The 25,076-nt window shown below is 52.1% G+C and carries 15 protein-coding genes and 1 pseudogene; 7 read left to right on the plus strand and 9 right to left on the minus strand.

Annotation, left to right across the window (positions count from 1 at the left end; translation table 11 throughout):
• Positions 1-14: 14 nt before the first annotated feature.
• A complete protein-coding gene (gene glmM, locus P1P86_07960) occupies positions 15-1,403 on the minus strand; it encodes a phosphoglucosamine mutase (protein MDF1575108.1) in 1,389 nt (462 codons plus the stop codon).
• A gap of 264 nt (positions 1,404-1,667) precedes the next feature.
• Between glmM and P1P86_07965 the strand changes: the two are divergent.
• From P1P86_07965 to P1P86_07980, 4 genes and pseudogenes are all read left to right on the plus strand, one after another.
• Positions 1,668-2,378, plus strand: a pseudogene (locus P1P86_07965) (pseudouridine synthase).
• Position 2,379: 1 nt separating this feature from the next.
• Positions 2,380-3,258, plus strand: coding sequence for a GTPase Era (gene era / locus P1P86_07970; protein ID MDF1575109.1), 879 nt, complete (start codon positions 2,380-2,382; stop codon positions 3,256-3,258).
• Between the two features lie 12 nt (positions 3,259-3,270).
• Positions 3,271-4,578, plus strand: a complete 1,308-nt coding sequence (der, locus tag P1P86_07975; GenBank protein ID MDF1575110.1) for a ribosome biogenesis GTPase Der — start codon at positions 3,271-3,273, stop codon at positions 4,576-4,578.
• Positions 4,579-4,605: 27 nt separating this feature from the next.
• Complete coding sequence (locus P1P86_07980; protein ID MDF1575111.1) at positions 4,606-5,121, plus strand: hypothetical protein; 516 nt, start codon at positions 4,606-4,608, stop codon at positions 5,119-5,121.
• Here the strand turns inward: P1P86_07980 and P1P86_07985 are convergent, their stop codons facing one another.
• The 7 genes from P1P86_07985 to rlmH form a co-directional block, all read right to left on the minus strand.
• Complete coding sequence (locus P1P86_07985; GenBank protein MDF1575112.1) at positions 5,122-8,313, minus strand: two-component regulator propeller domain-containing protein; 3,192 nt, start codon at positions 8,311-8,313, stop codon at positions 5,122-5,124.
• Between the two features lie 20 nt (positions 8,314-8,333).
• Entirely contained in the window at positions 8,334-9,296 is a 963-nt protein-coding gene (locus tag P1P86_07990) for a hypothetical protein (protein ID MDF1575113.1), read from the minus strand.
• Between the two features lie 102 nt (positions 9,297-9,398).
• Positions 9,399-10,796 carry a PKD domain-containing protein gene (locus tag P1P86_07995; protein ID MDF1575114.1) on the minus strand — a complete coding sequence of 466 codons (1,398 nt, stop codon included), beginning with the start codon at positions 10,794-10,796 and terminating at the stop codon, positions 9,399-9,401.
• A gap of 3 nt (positions 10,797-10,799) precedes the next feature.
• On the minus strand, positions 10,800-11,723 hold the full coding sequence (locus P1P86_08000; protein ID MDF1575115.1) for a type IX secretion system membrane protein PorP/SprF: 924 nt from the start codon (positions 11,721-11,723) through the stop codon (positions 10,800-10,802).
• 1 nt (position 11,724) lies between these two features.
• Complete coding sequence (locus P1P86_08005; GenBank protein MDF1575116.1) at positions 11,725-16,167, minus strand: gliding motility-associated C-terminal domain-containing protein; 4,443 nt, start codon at positions 16,165-16,167, stop codon at positions 11,725-11,727.
• A gap of 54 nt (positions 16,168-16,221) precedes the next feature.
• A complete protein-coding gene (locus tag P1P86_08010; protein ID MDF1575117.1) occupies positions 16,222-19,911 on the minus strand; it encodes an ATP-binding protein in 3,690 nt (1,229 codons plus the stop codon).
• On the minus strand, positions 19,904-20,374 hold the full coding sequence (gene rlmH / locus P1P86_08015; GenBank protein ID MDF1575118.1) for a 23S rRNA (pseudouridine(1915)-N(3))-methyltransferase RlmH: 471 nt from the start codon (positions 20,372-20,374) through the stop codon (positions 19,904-19,906). Before rlmH ends, P1P86_08010 begins: the two co-directional genes overlap by 8 nt.
• Before the next feature lie 97 nt (positions 20,375-20,471).
• Between rlmH and P1P86_08020 the strand changes: the two genes are divergently transcribed.
• Genes P1P86_08020 through pdxH form a run of 3 tightly spaced genes read left to right on the plus strand, consistent with a single transcriptional unit; the run spans position 20,472 to position 22,370 of the window.
• The gene (locus P1P86_08020; GenBank protein MDF1575119.1) at positions 20,472-20,885 is read left to right on the plus strand and encodes a DUF4783 domain-containing protein; all 414 of its coding nucleotides are present in this window, start codon (positions 20,472-20,474) and stop codon (positions 20,883-20,885) included.
• Positions 20,863-21,711, plus strand: coding sequence for a carboxylating nicotinate-nucleotide diphosphorylase (nadC, locus tag P1P86_08025; protein ID MDF1575120.1), 849 nt, complete (start codon positions 20,863-20,865; stop codon positions 21,709-21,711). The genes P1P86_08020 and nadC overlap by 23 nt, the downstream gene beginning before the upstream one ends.
• A 2-nt stretch (positions 21,712-21,713) precedes the next feature.
• A complete protein-coding gene (gene pdxH, locus P1P86_08030; GenBank protein ID MDF1575121.1) occupies positions 21,714-22,370 on the plus strand; it encodes a pyridoxamine 5'-phosphate oxidase in 657 nt (218 codons plus the stop codon).
• Here the strand turns inward: pdxH and P1P86_08035 are convergent.
• Positions 22,354-24,999, minus strand: a complete 2,646-nt coding sequence (locus P1P86_08035) for a valine--tRNA ligase (GenBank protein ID MDF1575122.1) — start codon at positions 24,997-24,999, stop codon at positions 22,354-22,356. The two genes, pdxH and P1P86_08035, sit on opposite strands and share 17 nt — an antisense overlap.
• Positions 25,000-25,076: the final 77 nt, after the last annotated feature.

Consider the following 25,076-nt stretch of genomic DNA (forward strand, 5'->3'; position numbering starts at 1 on the left):
CTTTTGAAATATTACTAATTAATCAGTTTATGAATGGTTTGCATGGCGTCGCCGGCAATACGTTCTGCCTCTTCACTGCTCGAAGCTTCGGCATACAACCTTATAATTGGTTCTGTATTTGATTTTCTCAGATGCACCCATCCTTCTGGCATATCCACCTTGACCCCGTCCACGGTATTGACATCATAGGCTGCATGCGCTTTCTCAAAGGCTGCCAGCAGGAGATCCGCATCCGCTCCGTCGGGCAGGCTGATCTTATTTTTTGATATATGATAATCGGGATAACACATTCGCAATACACTGCAGTCCATACCGCTTTCCGCCAGATGGGTCAGGAACAGGGCGATCCCCACCAGGGCATCCCTGCCGTAATGCAAAGCAGGGTAAATAATTCCGCCATTCCCCTCACCACCAATGACACAATCATGCTCTTTCATGGCAGTCACCACATTCACTTCTCCCACCGCAGCAGGGAAGTAGGATTGTCCGTGCCCCTCGGTCACATCCCGGAGGGCCCGGGTGGAAGACAGATTGGAAGCTGTATTGCCCGGGGTCCTTGAGAGTATATAATCGGCTATGGCCACCAGGGTGTACTCTTCGCCAAACATCGACCCGTCTTCGCAAACAATGGCCAGACGGTCCACATCGGGATCTACGACAAAGCCCACATCGGCCTTTTCCCGTACCACCAGTTCCGATATCTCTGTGAGGTTTTCGGGAAGTGGCTCCGGGTTATGGGGAAAGTCACCGCTGGGATCGCAATAGAGTTCTATCACCTCCTGCACCCCCAGCGCATGGAGCAATGCTGGTAAAATGATGCCTCCAACCGAATTAACACAATCTATAGCCACGCGAAATTTCTTTTTTGCAATTTTCTCTGCTTTGACCAGGTCCAGCTTCAGTACCTGATCGATGTGTTTGACGTCCATTCCTTCCAGAGGTTTAATAAGCCCCAGATTTTTAACATCTGTATAGCTGTAATTGTTGGTCCTGACCATCTCCAGGATCGCTTCTCCATCTGCCGCTGAGAGGAACTCCCCCCTACTGTTGAGCAATTTCAAGGCGTTCCATTGAGCCGGGTTATGGCTGGCTGTCAGTATAATACCTCCATCAGCGCCTGTCCCGGTCACCGCCAGCTCGACCGTGGGGGTAGTGGCCAGTCCCATCAGGTATACATCCACACCCATGGCCGACAGGGTGGCCGACACCAGCTGCTCCACCATGGGGCCTGAAATGCGTGCATCGCGTCCAAGGGCCACAGAAGGCCTTTTTTTTCCTGACCCGGCGATGAGCCAGGAGGCGTAAGCAGATGCAAATTGAACGGTATCGATGGGGGTTAAGCCTTCCGAAGGTTGCCCTCCGATGGTTCCGCGAATGCCTGAAATTGAGATCACTAAACTCATTTTTGTCTGATTTTAAAAACGGTATCAAAGTTAAGACTAATATTCCAGGAATGTAATTTAATAAGCTGTATCTTTGTAGCCTTTAACTTCATATTAATATTCAGGCCATTGAGTAGAGCAGAAGCGCCAAAAAAGGGGGGGGGCCGTGTTGGGAAAAGACCCATGCTGACCGGAGAAAGTGGTTCCCGGCCTCTGAGGCAGAACCGCAAAGAATCTGTTGCCAAAAAACAGAGCCGGCCCGCCGCTGAAAAATCCGGCGAACTGGTGCGCCTCAATAAGTATATTGCCTCCGCCGGTATCTGCTCCCGCAGGGAGGCTGACCAGCTGATCTCGGCCGGTCTGATTACCGTCAACGGAAAAGCGGTTACCGAACTGGGAAGCAAGGTTATGCCGGGAGATGAGGTCCGGTACAATGGCGAACGTATTCGCACCGAGCGCAAAGTATACCTGCTGCTGAACAAACCAAAGGACTATGTGACCACCACCGATGATCCCAGGGAGCGGAAAACGGTGATGTTGCTGATCCGGGATGCCTGCCCGGAGCGGATCTACCCGGTGGGACGGCTCGACCGGAATACGACCGGGGTTTTGCTGTTTACCAATGACGGGGACCTGGCCAAAAAAATGACCCATCCTTCCAGCAACAAGAAAAAGATTTACCATGTGTTCCTGGACAAGAATCTCCCGGGAAGCGACCTGAATAAACTGGCCGGGGGCATTACCCTGGAGGATGGATTTATCCAGCCCGATGCCATCAGCTATGTGAGTGGTGAAAGCAAGCGGGAGGTTGGACTGGAGATCCATTCCGGCAGAAACCGCATTGTGCGGAGAATGTTTGAATCTCTGGGTTACAGGGTGGATAAGCTGGACCGGGTTTATTTTGGGGGACTCACCAAGAAGAACCTGCCCAGGGGGAAGTGGAGGTTCCTTACGGAGAAAGAGGTTAGCCGGTTAAAAATGAATGCTTACGAGTAGGATGAAGCACAAAGCGGGATATGTCAATATTATCGGTAAGCCCAACGTGGGCAAATCGACCCTGATGAATGCCATGGTGGGGGAAAAACTCTCTATTATCACCTCCAAGGCGCAGACCACCAGGCACAGGATCCTTGGAATCCTGAATACAGCTGATTACCAGGTGATTTTTTCGGACACCCCCGGAATTCTCGAACCCGGTTACAAGTTACAGGAAAACATGTTAAAAGCTGCCCGTTCGGCCCTGGTGGATGCCGATGTACTGATCTACCTGTCCGAGATCGGGGAAAAACCGGATCCGGAAGATGCCTTCCTGCAAAAGGTGGCCAGGGCGAAGGTGCCGGTTTTGCTGGTGATCAATAAGATAGATCTGAGCAACCAGGAAAAGGTAAGAACAAGCATGGAGCTCTGGGAAAAGATTCTTCCCAAAGCGGAGAAGATCCCCATCTCGGCCCTGGAAAAGTTTAATGTGGATTCGGTTTTCAGGAGAATCCTGGAGCTCCTGCCCGAATCGCCCCCCTATTATCCCAAGGATGCACTGACCGATAAATCGGAAAGGTTCTTTGCGGGAGAGATGATCCGGGAGAAGATCCTGCTCTATTACAAACAGGAGATCCCTTATGCGGTGGAGGTGGAGGTGGAATCGTTTAAAGAGGAGGACAGACTGATCCGGATAAGCGCCCTGATTTATGTGGAGCGCGACAGTCAGAAAGGGATCCTGATCGGGAACAGGGGACTGGCCTTAAAAAAGGTGGGAAAGGAATCCAGACTGGATATGGAAAGCTTTTTTCAGAAGAAAGTATTTCTTGAACTTCGCGTAAAGGTGAAAAAAGACTGGCGCAACAACGAACGCTTTATTAAGAATTTTGGTTATCGTTAAGGGATCTGGAGTATGGGAAATATTGTAGCCATCGTTGGAAGACCCAATGTGGGAAAATCCACTTTCTTTAACCGCCTGACCGAAACCCGCCAGGCCATCGTCGATGAAGTCAGTGGTGTTACACGCGACCGGCACTATGGGAAGGTGATCTGGAACGGGCATGAATTCAGTATCATCGATACCGGCGGATATGTCACCAACTCGGATGATGTTTTTGAGGAGGAGATACGAAAGCAGGTTCTGCTTGCCATTGAAGAAGCCGATGTGGTGCTCTTTCTGGTAGACGTTGTTTCAGGGATTACCGACCTGGACCAGACCATTGCCGGCATGCTGCGGAAGATCCAGAAACCGGTATTGCTTGTGGTAAACAAAGTGGATAATTCCAACAGGCTCTATGATGCCAGTGTTTTCTACGGACTCGGACTGGGCGAGTACTCGGCTCTCTCCTCCATCAACGGGAGTGGTACCGGTGATATGCTGGACCGGCTTACCTCCATGTTCGCAAAAAAGGTGGAAGAGGAAGAGGAGGAAGAGATCCCCAGAATTGCGGTGGTTGGCCGTCCCAATGTGGGGAAATCCTCCCTGGTGAATGCCCTGATCGGAGAGGAGAGAAATATAGTAACCCCCATCTCGGGTACCACCCGCGATTCCATTCATACCCGCTATACCAAGTTCAATCATGATTTCTACCTGGTGGATACAGCCGGACTCCGGAAAAAGGGGAAGGTGAAGGAAGACCTGGAGTTCTATTCGGTCATGAGATCGGTCCGGGCCATCGAATATGCCGATATCTGCATGCTGCTCATCGATGCCACCCAGGGGATTGAGTCGCAGGATGTAAACATCTTTCATCTTATAGAACGTAACCGGAAGGGGGTGGTGGTGCTGGTCAATAAATGGGACCTGGTGGACAAGGAGACCCGGACCATGAAAAAATTCGAAGAGGCTGTTAAAAAAAGGCTCGAGCCTTTTGTGGATGTACCCGTGCTGTTTGTTTCCGCGCTCACCAAACAAAGGATCCATAAAGCCCTGGACCTGGCCATAGAGGTCTATAAGAACCGGCAGGTCCGGATTCCCACATCGAAGCTGAATGAGGTGATGCAGAAGGCCATTGCGGAGTATCATCCTCCCTCGGTGAAGGGCAAGCACGTTAAGGTTAAGTATGTGACACAGCTTCCCACGCATGCCCCTGCATTTGCATTTTACTGTAATCTGCCCCAGTACATCCGTGAACCCTATAAACGTTACCTGGAAAACCAGATCCGGAAACACTTCAAATTCACCGGAGTCCCCATCCGGATTTTCATGCGAAAAAAATAGGCAGGATTTTTGTAGTATTGTATACAAATGAGAACGCTCCGGTTTATTCTTTTCAGTGCCCTGCTTCTGGTGCTCTCCTGCAATGAGATTGACCCGGTATATCCCGACGAACCGGTGGTAGACTACCAGGGCTTTGGTCTTTTTATTTCGGTGGACGCACTGGGCAACAGGACCCTCGTGGGTCAGCTCACCTTTGAATTTACCGATGGCGATGGAAATCTGGGGCTGGCTCCCCTGACAGACACCACGGATCTGAATCTGCCCGATACGGTCAAATACAATTTTTTCCTTCAACTCTATGACCTGCAGGGCTATGATTATGTGCAGATTCCTGATGACGATGGCGGCCTTCTCAAATACAGGATCCCATACCTGGACAAGCAACCATTAAGCGGAACCATGGACCTGGAGATTGCCTACCCTGTCATCAAATACGATACCATCTACTACACCTTCTGGATATTCGACAGGGACTTCAACCGCAGCAACACCGACACCACCGATGTGATCGTACTAAGCGGGATTGAGCTGGAGGAGTATTGATCAGATCCGGATTCCCATAAACAATACATCATCGACCTGTTCCAGGTCCTCTTTCCAGAGGAAGAAGTTGCTCTTGATATAGTTGTATTGTTCATCCATGGGCTTATCATGTATATCCCGGAGCAGGTTCTTGAGTCTGACCATTTTAAATTTCCGGCCAAGCGGTCCCCCAAACTGATCGGGATAGCCATCGGAGAACATGTAAATGATATCCCCTTTGTTCAGCATAAACTCCTGATCGATAAAATCCTTCTCTACCCTGTCCTCATCCAGTTGTCCCCCGATGGAACTCCGGCTTCCCTTCACATAGATCTGCTCACCGCCTGAATATATAATGACCGGGCGCATGGCAGAGCTCACCGTGAACTTGTTGGTTCTCATGTCCACCTCGGCCACAATAATATCCATTCCATCGTTGGAACCACTGGTCTCCACATTCTGGTTCAGGGCCTCCCTCACCTCATTATCGAGGGTGGTGAGCACCTGGGAAGGTTTTGTAATACCGCTTCTCAGGCAAATATCCTTGATCAGAGTGGTCCCGATCATGGACATGAATGCCCCCGGGACCCCATGGCCTGTTGAGTCGGCACAAACCACCATAAACCGGTTTTCATCGACCTTTTCATACCAGTAGAAGTCGCCCGATACAATATCCCGCGGCTGATAAAACACAAAACTACCCGTAAAGGCATCATGCAGCTTCTTAATGGGGGGCAGGATGCTGGCCTGTATTCGCTGGGCATAATTGAGCGAGTCGGTGATATCCCTGTTTTTCACCTCAATCTCCTCTTTCTGCTGAACCACCTCACGGGTGCGCTCGTCCAGCTGACGCTGAAGATACTCCTGTATCGCCTTCTGGTTTCGCTCCCTGATCTTAAATACTGCGAAAATTACGGTAAGCACCAGCATGACCAGTGCGAAGATAAACCACCAGGCCTTCCAGACAGGTATCCTTACGGAAAGATCAAAGGTCAATGGCTCCGGGGAGCAGTTGCCATTGCCATCACAGGCTTTTAACATAAAGGTGTAGTTTCCGTCCTCCACCCGCCCGTAATAGGCAAAGGAAAGGTTGGAAGCCCGCGACCATTCCTCATCAAAATTATCCAGTTTATACTGGTAACTTACCTGCTCCGGGTTAATGAGATTGATCCCCACAAATTCGATACGAATCCTGTATTTGCCATATTTGAGCCTGATGGCCTCATCAGGACTATAGGGATCCCCGTTAATTTCAATGGACTTAATACTTAAGCGGGGAGCAGCGGTGTCCTCCCGGGCCTGGTAGGCATCATATTCAATAACCCCCCCCGTGGACCCAAACAGCATCTTTCCATCGGAACTTATTGCTACTGCGTTCTGGTTGACATCAGACTTAAACCCCGACTCTCTGCCAAAACTCCGTACCGTCTTCCGGCCGGGATGGATGGCACTCAGTCCCATCCGGTGTCCTGCCCAGATTTTTCCCCTTGGATCGGCTGTAAGGGCATAGGTATTATTGGATTTGAGTCCCCTGTCGGCAGAATAATACTCCTGGGATTCCCTGTTCAGATCAAACTTAAATACCCCATCGCCTGCGGTACCCGCCCAAATCACACCATCCTCACCCTCGGCCAGTGTCACATACTCCACGTTCGGCCGGTCTGCTACCGGGATATGCCGTTCTGAACTGATGCTGTATAAACCGCTGGACCGGGTGGCAATCCACACTTCCCCGTTCCGGCCCACCAGCAGGTCATTAATCAGATTATGTGGCAGACCGTTGGCTGTCGTGCGGAAGGAATATTTCCCTGTAAGCGGGTTCAGGATACAGACCCCGCTGTTGGTGGCCAGATAAAGAACCGTATCATTTCCGTCAATGGCACGGATGCTGTTCTCCAGGGAGTTCCTGGACTGCAGGAGGGGAATAATCCCGGATGTTCCGGCTCTTTTCCAGTACAATCCCGTATTCCGGGTCCCGATATAGAGATTATGTTGTTTATCGGTATAAAGGGCTGTAATGTAATCATCGGGGAGGCCATTGCTTCTCCCCAGGTAAGAATATGCTCCGCCCGCATCCCCGCTGAGACTTCCCCTGACCGAGGCGATCCTGCCTTCTCCCCCGAACCACCTGAGCTCACCGTCTGCAAACACCGCCGTCACATCGGAATAGCCCTCCTCCTTCCAGATACTGTAAAAGGTGAAAGCCTGGTCCCTCAAAACGGTAAGGCCGTTCCCTGGTGTAGAGAACCACTGATTCCCCTCCTCATCCACAAAAATATGGTTGATATAAGCACTTGTCAGCCCATTTTTCTGAGAGAACAGGAGAGAGTTCCCCAGGTTTCCGTTCTCATCCAGGTCGAACCTGTAGATTCCTTCGCTAAGACTGTTGATCCAGACTCTTCTGTCTCCATCGAAAACAATGGAAGCAATACTGGCATATTCTATTCCCTGACCCTGACCGATTTTTTCAACCCGGTATCCTGCCGGATCAAATCCCTCCCCGGTGATCCTGAATAATCCTTCATCCTCGGTTCCCGCCCAGTATTCGTTCTGATTCAGGGCACCTACCAGTTCCTGTACGCCCAGGTACTGAAGCCCGGGCAGTACCCCGGTATGGATGTAGATCTTCAGATCCTCATCGTACCTGTACAGACTCACTCCGTCCTGGGTGGCGACCAGCAGGGTGCCATCGGAGCTCTCCTGCATATCGTAAAGGAATTTGCCGGAAAAGGGATCCTCGGGATTTTCCGGATCCCGTTCATAAATAATCTTCAGATCCCTGTCAAGGACCAGTAGTCCGCTTTGCTGACAGAGTACCAGGATATTTCCGGACTTACTCTCCCTGATCGCGGTTATTTTGGAACGATGGTGATCACTGGGGGCGATGAGCCGGAAAGCCCCATCCCGGTAGACGGACAACAGGCCATTCTCATGTCCGAACCAGAGGCGCCCCCGGGAATCAAGCAAACTGGAATGTGCAATGCTGGTAGTTATGGAATCCCCCTTGAAATCATTTTCAAATTCGTTCCCGTCGAACCTGCACAATCCTGCCCCGGTGCCTATCCATAAGAAGCCCTGCGGATCCTGGTTAAGGGTATAGGTAAATTTGTCGAACAGGCCTTCATCCAGTCCGTAATTGGAGAACTGATAGGTCTGGGCAAGCCCGTACAGGGGAAGCAGGAAGATAAGAACGAAAACAGAGCGTCTTTTCACAGGAAATATTTTAGTTCATATTAGTCAATAGGAACAAACTCCACCTCTCCCCTGTATTTGGGAACTCCTCCCAGTGGAATGGAATAGAACCGCATGGCTTCCCCGTACTGGTTCCTCACATTGACCACCACATTGTTATTCCTGACCAGTGACGGGGATTTAACAAACCTGAAATCCATGGAGTGTTCAATCTCTTCCTCCTGGATCCTCAGTTCATCATGAGACCAGTGATCCTCCCCGGAAATCTTTACCTCGCGCCCCTGCCTGGCCACGGAGATCACCACAATACTGCCATCAAAATCCCAGTCAAAATTAGAGATCCGGACCGACGTGGTTCCTGCATCCACATAAGGATAGATATGGGCCACTTCATCCACCACATTGTGCATTCTGAAGGAGTATTCATAGGCAAAGGCATTCGCATTTTCAATGCTCCGGTTTTCGGTGGCACTGGTACTCAGGTAGTACCGGTACATATTCCCGTCATCGCCCGACACCCCTTCGCAGATCACCTTGAAAATGTAACTTTTAAACTCCTCCACAAACTCCCCCTGAGCCGGATTAAAAGGCCCGAAGCTAAACCAGTTGTTGTCATAGCGGGGGTTGGCGGTGAAGGCCCTGGTAGCCAGAAGTGTGCCGCTTTTATAATTTCCGACGGGACTGGTCTCTTTGGCAGCCGGATTGGACCAGTTGCCCTCACCTCCGAAAACCTCGAACACACAGCGGGTATCAAATACTCCTGCAATCTCATCAATCTCTCCGCCTGTATCGGGATCAAAGACCCGGATAAAAAAAGGCTGATCGTAATCTTCCGGGATCTGGAAAAAAAATGTCTGGGAAAAATCATCATCGCCCCAATCGGTATCCGCCGACTTTCCGAAAGTCATCAGGTAAAGGATGTTCTCCTCCACGTTGGGGACCGGCTGAGAATAACCCATCGCACACATTACCAATAATATAAAAGCGCTTATTATTCTGCTCATTTTCCTCAAATTTCAATATTTCCTAAAAATATGCAAAATCCATGCAACTTTGACCAAGAGTTATTAAACATGCATGTATGCGTGAACGAAAAAAAGAGGGGACTATGGTGCCTGGGGAAGCACCAGGATATCCTTATAACTTACCCTCAGCTCAGGAGTGTCTTTCCTGTTTCTCTTTCGCTCCTCAACTCCAAGCATGACCCGGTACCTACCCGGGTAAAGGTAGCTGTGCGTCACCTGTAATCCCTCTCCGTAGGTTCCGTCTCCGAACTCCCAGAGATATCTGCCTGCAGAAAATCCCGGCAGATAGGTCTCGCTGCCATCAAAGAGGACCGGGGTGTTCACCGTGGTGGTATCGGTACATAGGATCACTGCCTGTTCGTGCAGCCTGATGGGCAGGGATTTTGTATCCTGAACAACCAGGGTATCCAGCTGAAGATCATGTACCATTAATTTGCATTCGTAAACTCCCGGCTCCGGAAACTGGTAAATAACTTCATGACCGGGCAGCTCCAGGGTATCATTGATAAGCCAGAAGTAGGAAAACAGCTCGGTATCCACGGTATCCAGATTCTTGTCGCGAAGCAGGTATTTGTAATAGGTTCTGCGGATGGGTTCCGGCGATTCAAATACAGGAATATCTGTATGAAAGGTGAAGATATCCTTGGTCCCGCCCCTCCCGTCGCTGGTCAGGTAACCTTCCTTAAAATCTTCGCTGAACCAGATATGGTAATCATTGGAAAGGGTATTAAAAGGAGCTCCCAGCCGGACGGCCTTGGCCCACTTTCCTTCCACACTGGCCGTCTCAAAGAGATCAAAGCCCGCCACATGGTTGTCATGGCCATCCGATGAAAAATAGAGCCTGCCTGAAGGGTGAATCACCGGGTAGATCTCATTATCGGGGGTATTCACTCCGGGACCCAGATTTTCCGGCTTGCTCCAGGCTCCCCCCCTGAGTCTGGACCGGTAAATATCAAATCCGCCCATTCCTCCCTCAAAATTTGCTGAAAAAAAGAGGGTCCGTCCATCGCCGGAGAGCGAGGGGGAGAAGAGCCAGGCCACATCATCGTTAAATTCAAAGGCCCTTTCGTTCACCCATTCCCCATTCACATATTCGGCAAAATAGAGACCGAGGGGATCCATCCTGCCCAGGGACGGTCGTTGTTGGGAAAACACCATGGTCTTAAAATCGGCCGTGAAAGAAACCGGCCCTTCATGCTTCTGGCTGACCAGTTCAGACCGGAAGTGCCTTTTCTTTCCTCCGCTCTCCATTAAAAATATGGTATAGAGCTTCCTGCCCTGAGCATCGGTCGGACTGCTGGCTCCCACGCTGTTCGATTCAGTGATATAAACAATGCCCCCTTCATCATAAGGAATGGCAGCAGCTTCATGAAGCCCCGTGGAGATTCTGGTCTGCTTCCGCAACTGGTAATAATCCTGACCCAGCGCCAGGGGGAGCAGGATCAGGAGGGACCATATAACAAGAATTGCTCTCTTCATCACCTAAAAATAAAATGGGTCATCCGGAATGGTCCGGATCACCGGTCTTAATTCCCAGCGAAGCACCACCTCATGACTTCCTCCCAGGGCCTTCCGGACCGGACCCGTGTTAAAGGTATAGGCATAACCAATCAGCCATTGAGGATTCACCTGGAAGTTCAGGAGTGCGATTGCAAAGTTTGGGTAGTCGTAGGCTCCTCCCACATAAACACGTGAATCCAGGAATCCCATATTCAGACTGGCTTTAAAGGAGGTATAAGCCTTATTGTAGTCGAACCACAGGGAGGGCTTCAGACGAAAGTCCCTGCTGAAATTAAACTGGTAGGCACCGGTCAGGATAAAACGGTAATTTTCAAATTTTGCCGATCCGATTCCCTGATCCTCCGTGGGAATTGAGAGTAATTCGGGGACCGAAAGTCCCACAAAAAGCTTCTCCGTATAATAAAGGACCCCTGTTCCAAAGTTGGGAAACCAGCGTTGATAAGGATTCTCGGGAAAGGAGGGGTCACCCGGATCACGCAGATCAATACTGCTCAGATCGCTGTTCACTCCATACATGCCAGCCGACAGCCCGAAAGCGAGCCGGCCGCTGCCCAGATAGATCCGGTAGGCATAGGTGCTCATAATGGAGTAGAGGTTTTGAATATTGGGAACGGTGTTGTATGCCACCACGCCGCCTAAGGCCACCTTGGAGTTGCCAACGGGGGAGTGCACATTTAATTGCATATCGGTGGGCCCCAGCCCGGGACCGTAAAGGGACGAACGATAGAGGGAGCTGATACTGATGGCATCCCTGAAACCGGAAAAGGCGGGATTGATGGTGGTCCAGGTAAGATGATAATTGCTCACAGAGGGGATCAGGGTGTTCTGCGCGGAGCCGGATAACACCACCAATAAAAATATACCTATGAGCCAGTTACTTTTCATCTTATTCACGCACTACGACTACATAACCTTTAAATTCATAAGAATCGGTCCGGTCTATCTCACCGCTCAGATAGTCGCGCTGGTGCATAATAAAGGTCACCACAAAATAGTAGGTTCCCGAGGGAACCATATTCCCGTTATTGGACCGGCCATCCCATACAACCATCTCGTCTTCCCGCAATCCATGGGCAATCAGGGATTCATCAATCTCCATCTCATCCATATTCTCGTTGGTAACGGTTCGGACTGTATTCCCCAGCGAGTTAAAAAAGGAGACCGAAAACTCATCGGCATAAGGCAGCCCCTGGATGATGTAGTATTCATTGCTCATGTCGCCGTTGGGCGAGAAGCCCTGGTACTTTTTTACCTCGTTCCGGTGGACTATGGTTACATCACTGGATGTCGTGCACATCCCCTCGTCCTCCCCGTTACGTACCGTCCACCTGAAGGTGTTCTCTTCTCCCAGGCCCAGTTCATAGGCAAAGGTGCCGGGATTATGTTCCTCTGCGATAATTCCGCTGCCATTGGTCAATGCCCAGGTTCCGGTCCCTGCCGTCGGGGGATCGGCTCTCAGTTGCACCGCGTTGACCAGAAAGAGCACCGTATCCGGCCCGGCATAGGCAGGTGCCGGCTGCTCAAAGAAGTGCAGATCCATGGAATCCAGGCCGGCACAATCCCCGGCCTCGCTCCTGATAAAAATCCGGTACTCTCCATAGTCCTCATGCCTGTCCGGTATAGAAACAATATACTCATCCTGGCCGCTTCCGGGAGTGAATAAAAGGGCGCCTGCCGGCACACTCCATCTGCTCGAATTCCCGTTATCGGGATCCAGCCGGAGAGTCGCCGTATCGCTGCATACCTTGTAACTATCCCTGGCCACACCATCCACCAGGATCTGTGGATCGGGCATACGGGCAAGACTCACCTCCACCGGGCTAAGGGGCAGGTTGGCTGCCGGGGCTGTACAGGCATAGCCATCCTCCGGATAATAAAGGATCGATTCTATTTCGTAGGTATAACTGATATGGTCAGCACCTTCGGTATCCATCGTAATGTTAACCACATCCATATCCTGGTCGACCAGCCCCGGTCCGATTCCCGTATGCACCCCGTCTTTCAGATAAACAAGCCAGGGAGTCACATAGTGCCCGACACTCAGGCTTCCCATATTGAGATCCAGCTGCAGGGCCGTATCCTTTTCACAGGCAAAGAAAGCTGCATCGGTGAGCTCGCCTCCCGGCAGCTGCATAACAGTCACCATCATGGATGCAGAGGTGTCGCGGCAGGAGCCGATCTCCACCACCCGGTCATAAAAGTAAGTCAGGGTAGCCGGATCGCTGTAAGGCCCGCCCACAAATTCCTGCTGATCGGAGCCTGCAAGGGGCACTGCATCGGCCACGCTCTCTCCTTCCAGCCAGCTGCGCCAGGTATATATGGGAGTGAAGCCCACTTCACCTCCTGCCAGGGACTCATGCCTTAGAGCCTTGCTGTCGTTAAAACAGATAGCCTGGGCAGCATCAATGGCATTGGCCGTAATGGCCGAATGGATATCCAGGTGTACCCTGTTGGAAGTATCCCTGCACTGCCCCTCCGGTCCGCTGATCACGATCCGGTGGTACCAGCGGTTCACATCGCTGGTGAGCTGATCCGGATCTGTATAGCTCTGGCCTGTTGAGCCGGAAGCAACAGGAGTCCAGTCGCCCACTCCAGGTTCCAGCTCCATGACCGATACTTCCCAGCGGTATTCCCGGGTGGGATCGTTTCCTGCTACCGTGGCACCTCCCCCGGGCAGGGAACCTATAATCGCCTCCGGCACATCCCACTGACACTTGATATCATCTACGGGAGTGACCACATTGTTGGTGATGGAGGGAAGCACATTGATCACAATGGCAGAGCTGGTATCCTTACAGGCCAGCTGCAGACCGCCGGATCCAACCACCCTGCGGTACCAGGTGGTATCGCCGCTCATGACCCCGGGATCGAAGTTGCTTGCCACACCGTTGGAACCCCCTCCCGTGGCGGGTGCCCAGCTGGCCAGATCGGTGCTGGCAATCCAGGTATAGCTGTACTGGCCCAGGTATCCTCCACCGGGGGATGATCCGGTAAGAGGATCGGGCCGGTCCTCCTGGCACACGGTCTGCGGGGAGGCAATGCTGTTGCCGTTGATGGCAGGAACATTCAGGATCTCCACATAGGCGCTGGTATCGCGACAGGCATCGTCGTTCCCCGAGAGCACGACCCGGCGGATATAAGTGGTCTGACTCAGGGCCGGCGACTGATAGCTGAGGCCGGTCTCCCCGGCGATGGGGGAACCCATCACTCCCGGACTGGCAGAGCTGAGCCACCGGTAACGCAGGTCATCCTGATCTCCGTCGGAGGGAGCGGGACCACTGATCAGATCGGGGACCGTATTGACGCAAATGGTGTCGTTGGGGGTAATTACATTGCCGGTGAGGGCTTCCAGAACCCGGACGCTCTCCTCGTTGGAAGTGTCGACGCAGACCCCGGCATAGGCGATTCTCCGGTAGTCGGTGGAGGTGAACAGCGCACCGGCCTGGTAGGTGGGTTCTGCGACAGCAGCGGTGAGATCCGAATAACTGCCTGCTCCATCAGGCAGATGCTGCCACTTGTAGGTGAAGGTCCCCACGGTGGGTCCGCCTCCGATGGTGGCCCCCGAGGCGAAAAGCTCCGGGGGATTCCCCGAACAGACCGTATCACTGGCTGCAATGGTATTGCCGGTGATCTCCGGATGTACATAGACCGCAATCCGGAAGCTGGTATCGGACAGGCCCAGGGATGTTACAATCCTCCTGAAATAGGTTGTATCCGATAGCGGCCCGGGATCGTAATCTTTTCCGTTAGCAAGGGCAATATCGGCCCAGAAATTCTGAGTGCTGGAGCTGTCGATCCACTGATAGGTATAGGTCCCGTCCCCGCCCCTGGGTTCTGCAGCGATAATGGGTTCCGGGTCCTGATCCCCACAGATCCAGAATTCGGAAGGCACCGGGTTAAACAGGAATCCCCTGAGCGGGGCCACCAGTTCATCCTTCCGGACAGGTGGATTGGGCGATGCCAGGGGGGCATAATCCGGCAGTGACTCAAAAACCCCGTTGTTTCCTGCGGAGAAACTGGCCTGAAATTCAGGCGGGTTTACACTTCCCGAATGCCAGTAAATTCCGCCGCCGCCGGCCCCGCCCATCCCTGTTGTATCGCTTCCGGTGCTGCTGCTGTTACCGCCATCTCCTCCCACGGCTGATAGCGGGATAGTGCCCCGGTATCCGGCCACATCCAGGATGATGCAACCTCCGCCACCTCCTCCTGCTCCGGCCCCGTTGGCAGCAGTTCCCACAACATCACCTCCGTTGGCATAGATTCCACCACCATTCCCCAGGATGGTATCGGCCACAATGACCACAATGCCGCCTCCATGGCCTCCATCGGTAGTGCCGGCACCTGCGGGCTTTGATCCGCTTCCACCCCCGCCTCCAAAGAAAATGCGATCAGCAGCATGGTCAATTTGAGGAGTTCCGTTCTTATTTACGTAATAATACCCGGAGCGGCCAAGATCAAATCCACCCCCTCCTCCTGTAAGGGAATCTCCGGGAGTGCACGCGGTGGATTGTTCTCCTCCGCGCACCCCGGCCGAGTAGTTGGATCCTCCTCCTCCTCCGGCCAGGAGGCCATTTCCTCCGCCACCTCCATTGATATTGGAGCCTTTCCCGCGATTATACAGAAAACGGGTATCGGTAATGCCTTCCCCTTTCAGACCGGCCCACCGCTCTCCGTCCAGGTAGAAATAGCTCATGGTATCCCCGTCCAGGCAACCGGCCGTATAATCAGCATCACTGCTTCCCGGAGCGCCACGAAAGCCCCTTCCCGAGACATCGATATCCCCGTCCAGCCGCAAAATGCCGTGCACAAAAAGAGCTACCACGCCACCGGTGCCGGTTCCGGGATCCCAGGGATCGGCGCTTAATCCTGCCGGGGGCACCTGAGCATAGCGGTAGGAGCGTACCCGGATCAACTGAGCCACTTCTCCCGGCCCCAGGGGCAGAATCTCCGGATTTAAGGCCGCATTAAGCACCACGTTGTTCCCAATCATTGTCTCGATCCGGTAAAAGGCATATCTCCCCGCATTCCCGGGATTCTGGGCATCCCAGCCGGGCCGGTACAGCTCATCCCCGGGCAAATAAGCCGGATCCCCGGTTCCGATACGCGCCCCCTTCGCACAGTAGATCATCACTGTATCATCCACAGCAAAATCAGCTACACTGGTTACGGTAACGGTATCCGAATCAAAACCCTGGCTGCTCTGGATGGCCGTGATGGACGTGTATTTGTTGATCACCCCGCTAATGGGCGTATAGGACTGCGGGTAGACCTGCTGAACAGCTAAACACAGTATCAAAGCAAGCAGGTATTTGGCTCTCTTCCGGTTCAATTCAGGGTTCTTATGGCAATCAAATCTAAATATAACAAAAAAAACAGATGGATCTTATCTTTTTTCTACCGATTCGGGAAGCTCTACATGGAAGGTGGTTCCCTGGTGCAGCACCGTATCATACCAGATTCGCCCCCCCAGGGACCTGATAATGTTATGGCTGATAGCCAGTCCCATTCCCATCCCCCCCGACTTGGTAGTGAAGTTGGGTTGAAATAGCTTATCCCTGATCTCCTCCGGAATTCCTTTTCCGTTATCGGTGAAGGTGATCTTTACCACATGAGCCTCTTCTTTCTTCAAAGCCACCCGGATAAGCCCCTCCCTGCCTTCCGGGATGGACTGCAGACCGTTTTTCACCAGGTTAATAAAGACCCGCATCAGTTGCTCCTTGTCGGCCATCACATATACCATACGATGTTCCCCCGGATCGATCTGGATCTTCGCTCTGTCCGTGGATTCAAAAAGCTGCTGCAGACTGTTCAGCTTGGGCACCAGATTGATCCTGCTGTGCCTGGCCTGGGGCATCTTGGCAAAATCGGAAAACTCCCGGGCGATCGCCGACAGCGAATCGATCTGCTCGATCAGGGTGGCCGAAATCCTCCGGATCATCTCCGGATTGCTCTTGCCTTCGGCAATGGCCCGCTGAAGGTGCTGCACATTCAGTTTCATGGGTGTGAGCGGATTCTTGATTTCATGTGCGATCTGCTTGGCCATCTCCCTCCAGGCAGATTCCCGTTCCGATTGTGCCAGTAATCCGGCGCTCCGTTCCAGTTCCTGCACCATATAATTATACTCTTCCACCAGTCCCCTGATCTCATCACTGCGGGTGTACTGGATCATCTCATTTTTCCGGTTCAGGCTTACCTGGGCAATGCGGTTCTGGATCATCCTCAGGGGCTGCGTGATCCGGTCGGCCAGAAATACACTGACCAGAAGGATCAGCAGGATTAAAATCAGATATACATTGATCACAGCCACCACCAGATTGGTCACATCCCTGGCCAGAGCACCCGACTGGGTAAAATAGGGCAGATTCAGATAGGCCAGGAATTTATTTTCACTGTTCATCAGCGGTACATAGGCCGAGATGTATTTCATATCCCCTATGTGCTCATTATGAATATATTCCGAAGCATTCTCCCTGGAGAGGTTTTCATACACCAGCCGGTTCATCCGGTAGCTCAGTAATTGCCTGTCGAAGATCTCCGAGCGCGAAGTAGCCAGGAGGTATCCCTGCTGGTCGTACAGGTTGATATCGGTATAAAATACATTGGAGAACTTTCTTAGCAACTCATCCAGGTTATAGTAGCTGTCCGATGACCAGTTTTTCAGGTCTTCTTCGAATTCAAGTTTATGCATCAGCTCAATATAAACCGAACGCATGGTATTTCGCAGGTTGTCATTGTGCTTGACCCTGTATTGCTGGAAAATAAAGTAGATGGTCCCTGAACAAATCAGTACAAAAGTGAGAAAGAGGACCCCGACCAGGGAGTATTGTATTCTGTTCTTAAAGCTCCAGTTCAGCGACGGTCGCAGGCGGACGGAAACGAGCAGGTACACCAGTGCCACCAGGAGGAAGTTAAAAGCAAAAATATAGGAAAAGAATATAAGGTAGTCGATCACGGTAATGGAAGGGCTCCCCACAATAATCGTATTCCGTTGATCCACATTGTATATGCTGTGGTCGTACCCCTTAAGGCTAATGATCTCAAATTCCTGATCCCCGCTGGTATAGTGGGAACTGGAGGTCCGGTAGGGAAAATCACCGCTTTGGGAAAAAAGTTCGCCCCCGTTATACCGGGCAATGGAGAACCTGGAACTGGTAAAGGAGGTGTAATTCTCATCCAGCAATAACTCGGGATAACCCAGCTCTTCGGAAAAGATCTTGGAGTTAAGCTCGATATAGACCCTTTGCTCGCTCCCGGACGTGAAATAGGGAATGGAAGCCAGGTAGGATATCCTCCCGTTCAGATTATCCAGAAAATAAAAATCGCTGCCCGGGATCTCTATACCAAACTCCTCGATCCACTCATTAAAAAAGGTATAGCAGTGCTCATAGCTGTCATCCGGGGGCTCCAGGTACACCCGATCGTCCGGCCTGCAAATGGTGACCTGGAGATCGTATTTGCTCCAGTATCCCGAGAAGTAATTACGTCGCAACCTGTTGACCACCTGTTCCACCTGGTCAATGTCGATATATTCCCGGTTCAGGTAAAGGGCAAATACCGAGTCGTTCCGGATGGCCATGGACATCTCACTAAAAAGCATTTCGGCTACCGGGTCATGTTCAGAGGCAAGTTTGACCAGTTCCACCTCGCGCTTTCGCTCGACATGGATGCGGTTGTTCTCCTGCAGCCGGATGGTTATAAAGACAGAGATAAAGAGGAGCAGGAAAATGAAGCGTGAAAAGGGAATGCGCCCCCCCTGCCTGTACCTTAAATAAAGCTGTCCGCCGAGAATTAGCAAAAGAGCGATCCAGGCAATCCAGGAGCATTGCATTCCCTGAAAAAACGAGGCTGCGGCAAAAGTCAGGGAAACGGTGACCGATCCGTATAGCAAAGGTCTTAAAAGAGATCCTGACAGCAGGACAATGGCTTTATCAAGGATCAGACCCAGCAAGAGAAACCACATGATAATGATGGACAATCCCACTACGGTACTCCAGGTAAAGGTAGTCACCCGGTGAGCCTCAAAAGAGATGCTGGAATCCAGCACCAGGGTCCCGATCAGCTGTTCTATCAGAAGCAAAAGCAGTGCAGAAGCCACAAAAAGAGCTGTGGCGACACCCCTTTTCCACGCTTTCGATCCAATTTTCTCCAAATTGCCATAGAGGTAATAGAGCCCCGCCAGGAGCAGGGCCGAAACCGTAAACACCAGGAGGGTCCCCAGGGAGGGAAAGTAGCGGCTGGCATAAATATCCGGCTGGAAGAGCTTTCCCCCGGTCAGCAGAGGGGGAAAGGCGTATTTCAGGACCCCCACAGTGCTGGCGGCAATCAGCAGGGTGATCAGGCCCAGCCACAGGTATCTGCTCCGGCCACTGATGCGTTTTAATACAGAACAGCATCCCGCGAAAAAGAGCAGGAGCGAAACAAGCAGGCTTCCGGCGGCCAGGATCTTCAGGCCCGGAGATTCGGGCGCGGTTCCGGTAAAATTCAGGGAAAACAGATAGTCGCCCGCCTCATTGAAAACCGCTTCAGACCCTTCAGCTTCAAAAAACTCGATGTTTACGGCAGGATCCAGTTTAAAATCCCTCTGAAAGCCGTTCATTAAAAATTTGTTCTGAAAGGGGTAGTGGGTCTTCACCTCGATCATTCCCAGCAATCTGCCCTTTTTTACCGGATGAATAACCCCGACGTAGGAGGCATTCCTCAGGGAGATAAAGGGCCTGTCCATCCTGGACCTCCACCGGTCCGAAACAGCAATGGTATGATCGGACCAGTAGGTCAGGGCTCCTCCTTCATAATAGAATATATAGATTCCCTCCCTGGCGGCGAGTTCCTGGTATTCGGCCGATTTCCGGTCGAGGATCCCGGTGGGGTTCTCGCTGATAAAAAGCGCCTCCAGCTCCCTGAACTCCTCTTTGAGCAGGCGCTCCTTTTTATGAAGCACGTCCTCGAAATTCCGGACATCTTTCCGGGAATAGCCAGCCTCCCTGAACAGAGTGGCTGAAATAATTCCCACTACCATAAACACGGAGGCTGCCAGCAGCAGAATCAATCTGGGATATGTCTTCTGGTCAGGCATGATGATATGGCTCCCCTTTAAGAATGGTGTAGGCCCGGTACAGCTGTTCCATAAAGATCAGCCTTACAAGCTGGTGAGAAAAAGTCAGTTTTGAAAGAGAAATTTTTGCATCGGCCTTTTTATATACTTCGGGTGAAAATCCGTAGGGCCCCCCAATCACAAAAAGCAGATGGCCCACCCGGCCCTCCAGGCTATTCAGGTACTCGGCAAAGGAGATGGAATGAAACTCTTCTCCCCGTTCATCCAGAAGAATCAGGTAATCGCCTGGTTTCAGACGTTTTAATATAAGCCTGCCCTCCTTTTCCTGCACCTCCTTCATGGTCATGCTCCGGGTATTCTTCAGATCCGGGACGGTATCGATCCGGAACGGGACATAACGCTCCACTCTGTTTTTAAAAAGCTCCACACCCTCCCTGATAAAAGGGTCCCTTGTCTTTCCGCTTTCAATGAGAGTGATGCGCATACCGGATTAATCGACAGGTTTTTTGTATCTTGCAAGAGACCTCTTTGTTGGCCCAATAGTTGTGGTATATTGCAAACATACTTGATATTTAGATAAAGTGAAACAGAGGATATTAACTATTTTATGGATAAGCATGCTGGTCCTGCCACAAGTTTCAGGCCAGACTGTTCCGCCGGATCTGGTCAGGGCCATAGGGAACGGAGATGCTGCTTCCATGTCGGCGTGGTTTCATCAGAGCCTGGAGATGACCATCCTGGAGCAGAAATATGAAACCAGCAAAAACCAGGCTTCCAGGATCCTGGAAAGTTTTTTCAAAAGCCATACCCCGTCCGCTTTTACCGTCTCTTTTGAGGGGACCAAGGAACAATCCAAATATGCCATTGGGACTCTGAGCACCGACTCCGGTAATTTCAGGATCAATATCTATTTTCTTATGAAGGAGGGTAAGCGGCTGATTTATTATCTGAGCATAGAAAAAGAGTCTCCCTATGAACTCCGCCCAAAACCTTGATTCTCTCATAGACCTCTGGTTCCGGGAGGATATCGGGGAAGGAGATCATACGACCTTCAGCACCATTCCTGCTGCTGCCACCGGATCCGCAAAACTGCTGGTTAAGGAGGAAGGGGTTCTGGCCGGACTGGCAGTGGCCCGGCGAATATTTCACCGTTTCGATCCGGAGCTTCAGTTACAGATCCTGCTGGAGGATGGAAGTACTATCCATCCGGGCGACATGGTATTCAGGGTAAGCGGAAAGGTACACTCGCTGCTGCAATGTGAACGTCTGGTTCTGAATGTGATGCAGCGCATGAGCGGCATAGCCACCACCACCCGTGCCTATGTGGGCCTGCTGGAGGGCACCGGTACCCAAATCCTGGATACCCGCAAAACCACTCCGGGCTTACGGCTCCTGGAAAAGGAGGCCGTGCGGCTCGGTGGCGGAGTGAACCACCGCTTCGGACTTTATGATATGATCCTGATCAAAGACAACCATATCGATTTCGCCGGAGGCATCCGTCAGGCCATATCGGGTGTCAGGGCCTACCTGGATCAGAAAAAACTGGACCTGGATCTGGTGGTGGAGGTCCGCTCCCTGGAGGATATTGAAGCCGTGCTCTCCATGGGAGGGATTCGCAGGATACTGCTGGATAATTTCTCCCTGGACCTGACCAGAGAAGCCGTGAGGCTGATCAAGCGCCGGGTGGAGACAGAATCATCGGGGGGCATCACCAGGGAGACCCTCCGTAGTTATGCCGAATGCGGGGTCGACTATATTTCCGTAGGGGCTCTGACCCATCAGATCAAAAGCCTGGACCTGAGCCTGAAAGCAGATTTTTAAGGATGCCGGACGGAAGACATAAGGAGCTTGACAGGATCCGCAGGGAATACGGGCGCGGGGTGCTGGACGAATCAAAAATTCCGGCGGATCCACTGTTGCTCTTCCATACATGGGTGGAGGATGCCACCCGTTCGGAAAATCCCGATCCCACGGCCATGACGCTTTCCACGGTAGACCGGAGAGGGTCCCCCTCCTCCCGCATCGTCCTTCTGAAAGAGATCCGGGAAGAAAAGCTGATCTTTTTTACCTCCCACAAGAGCAGGAAGGCGAAAGAGATCGGCAGGAATCCCAGGGTAGCCGCTCATTTTTTCTGGCCCGATCTGGAACGCCAGGTAAAAATTGCCGGGATTGCCGGACCGCTGGAAGATGCAGGGTCGGACCTCTATTTCAGCTCCCGGCCCTTTGAGAGCCAGATAAGTGCCTGGGCTTCGCCCCAGAGTGAAGTGGTCCCTGGCCGGGAGTTCCTCGAAGGAGAGTACCGGAAGTACCTGGAGAAGTTTAAGGAGGCGGAAAAGGTTCCCAGACCGGCACACTGGGGAGGCTTTTTTATTAGTCCCCGCCGTATGGAGTTCTGGCAGGGTGGAGCGCACCGCTTGCACGATCGCATCGAATATTCCAGGGAGCAAAAAGGGTGGCGCTTTGTCAGGCTTGCGCCTTAAGCTTCAGGATCTGAGCCTCCAGCACAGTGATCTTACCTTCTGCATCGGCCATCTTCTGCCTCTCCTTTTCCACAACCTGGGCCGGGGCATGCTGTACAAAACGTTCATTGCCCAGCTTTTTCTCCACACTCTTCAAAAAGCCCCGGGTGTAGTTCAGTTCTTCTTCCAGCTTGCTCAGTGCTTCAACGGCATCGGCCATGCTGCCCAGCTCTATGAAATACTCCACGTTCTTTACGATAAAGGATGCAGCACCCTCCGGTTCGTCTGTGATCCTCTCCACGGAAGAGAGCCTGGCCAGCTTAATAACAACCGGTTCCAGGTACTCCCTGTACTTGCTTCCTTCGGAGAAACGGACCATCAGTTTCAGAGCCTCCCCGGGGGCTATGTTCTTTTCCTTTCGAACAGACCGGATAGCCGTAATCACCTCCTTGCTTTCCTCGAAATGCCTCCGCAACTTTTTATCATAGCTCTCTGGTGCAGGCATGGGTGAAACCATCAGGCTTTCTCCCGGCTTCCGCTCTCTGATCAGCTGCCAGATCTCCTCGGTAATAAAGGGCATGAAGGGATGCAGCATATGCATCAGCCTGTCGAAAAAGTCCAGGGTGGCCTCATAGGTAGCCCGGTCGGCCGGTTTCTGGTAGGCAGGCTTTACGATTTCCAGGTACCAGGAGCTGAATTCGTCCCAGAACAGTTTATAAACGATCATCAGGGCATCCGACACCCGGTACTTCTGAAACTGGTCGTCTACCTTTATAAAGGCCCGGTTTATCTGGGTCCCGAACCATCGAACCGCCTGGATGGAATGGGCAGGCTGCTCCAGGCTGTCATCCACCTTCCAGCTCCTGACCAGGCGGAAGGCGTTCCATATTTTATTACTGAAATTCCTTCCCTGCTCGGTGAGCCCCTCGTCAAAAAGAAGATCGTTGCCAGCGGGCGAACAGAAAAGCATCCCCACCCTGACACCATCGGCACTGTACTTCTTCATCAGTTCGATGGGGTCCGGGGAGTTGCCCAGTGATTTGGACATCTTCCTTCGCTTGCTGTCGCGGACGATCCCGGTGAGATAAACCGAAGCAAATGGCTTCTCGTTCCGGTATTCATACCCGGCTATGATCATCCGGGCGACCCAGAAAAAGAGAATCTCCGGAGCGGTCACCAGATCGTTGGTGGGATAATAATAATTGATATCCTCGTTTTCGGGAAAACGGATGCCATCAAAAACCGAAATGGGCCATAACCAGGAGGAGAACCAGGTATCCAGCACATCCTCATCCTGACGCAGGTCCCCGGCATTCAGCTGCCTGTTTCCACTCAGCTCACGGGCCAGCTCCAGGGCTTCCTCCGGCGATCCGGCCACCACGTAATCGTTTGGGCCTTCTCCATAAAAATAGACGGGAATCCGGTGGCCCCACCAAAGCTGACGGGAAATGCACCAGTCCCTTACATTCTCCATCCAGTGACGGTAGGTGTTCTTGAACTTGTCAGGCTGCAGCCTGATATCGTCGTTCATCACATGCTCCAGGGCCGGGGCACTCAGTTCCTTCATCTTCAGGAACCATTGCAGGCTCAGCCGTGGTTCTATCACTGCATCGGTGCGCTCCGAAAAACCCACCTTGTTTACATAGTCTTCGCTTTTCACCAGCTTACCCGCTTCCTCAAGCAGGGGAATAATGAGTTTCCGGGCATTAAAACGATCCTCGCCAACCAGCACCTGAGCCGCTTCATTCAGCGTCCCCTTGTCGCTAAAGATATCAATGGACTCCAGGTTGTGCTTCAGTCCCAGCTCATAGTCGTTGATGTCGTGGGCCGGAGTGATCTTCAGGGCCCCGGTCCCAAACTCCCTGTCCACATACTCATCCAGTATGATGGGAACGGAACGGTTCACCAGGGGCACCAGCACCTTTTTCCCGTGAAAACGGCTAAAGCGCTCATCCTCCGGATGCACGCATACGGCCGTATCGCCCAGGATGGTTTCGGGACGGGTGGTAGCGATGGTGATGTAATCTTCTTCTCCATCCACTTTGTATCTGAGATAGTAGAGTTTGGAGGCCACCTCCTTATATACAACCTCCTCATCTGAAACGGCAGTTAGCGCCTGGGGATCCCAGTTTACCATTCTTACGCCCCGGTAAATTTTCCCCTTTCTGAACAAATCCACAAATACCCGGATCACGCTCTCCGAAAGCGCCTCATCCATGGTAAAACAGGTTCGGTCCCAGTCGCAGGAAGCTCCCAGCTTTTTCAGCTGCTCCAGGATGATTCCCCCATGGGTATGGGTCCACTTCCAGGCATGTTCCAGGAACTCCTCCCGGCTCAGGTCGCTTTTTTTGATCCCTTCTTCTGCCAGCCTGTTCACCACCCTGGCTTCGGTGGCAATGGAAGCATGATCGGTCCCGGGCACCCACAGAGCGTTTTTTCCCTGCATGCGGGCCCTTCGGATCAAGACATCCTGAAGGGTATTATTGAGCATGTGCCCCATGTGCAAGACGCCCGTTACATTGGGGGGCGGGATCACAATGCAGTAGGGTTCACGTTCATCGGGTGTGCTTCGGAAGAAACCATGTTTCATCCAGTAGGAGTACCATTTATCCTCCACACTGGCCGGGTCGTATTTTGATGGAATATTCATGCCCGCAAAAGTAGTAAAAAAATGGGGTCCGGTGGATGCAAATTCCCCTTCACCGGTTCAAATTCACCGTTCACCGA

The sequence above is a fragment of the Bacteroidales bacterium genome, assembly GCA_029210725.1.
Taxonomy (GTDB): domain Bacteria; phylum Bacteroidota; class Bacteroidia; order Bacteroidales.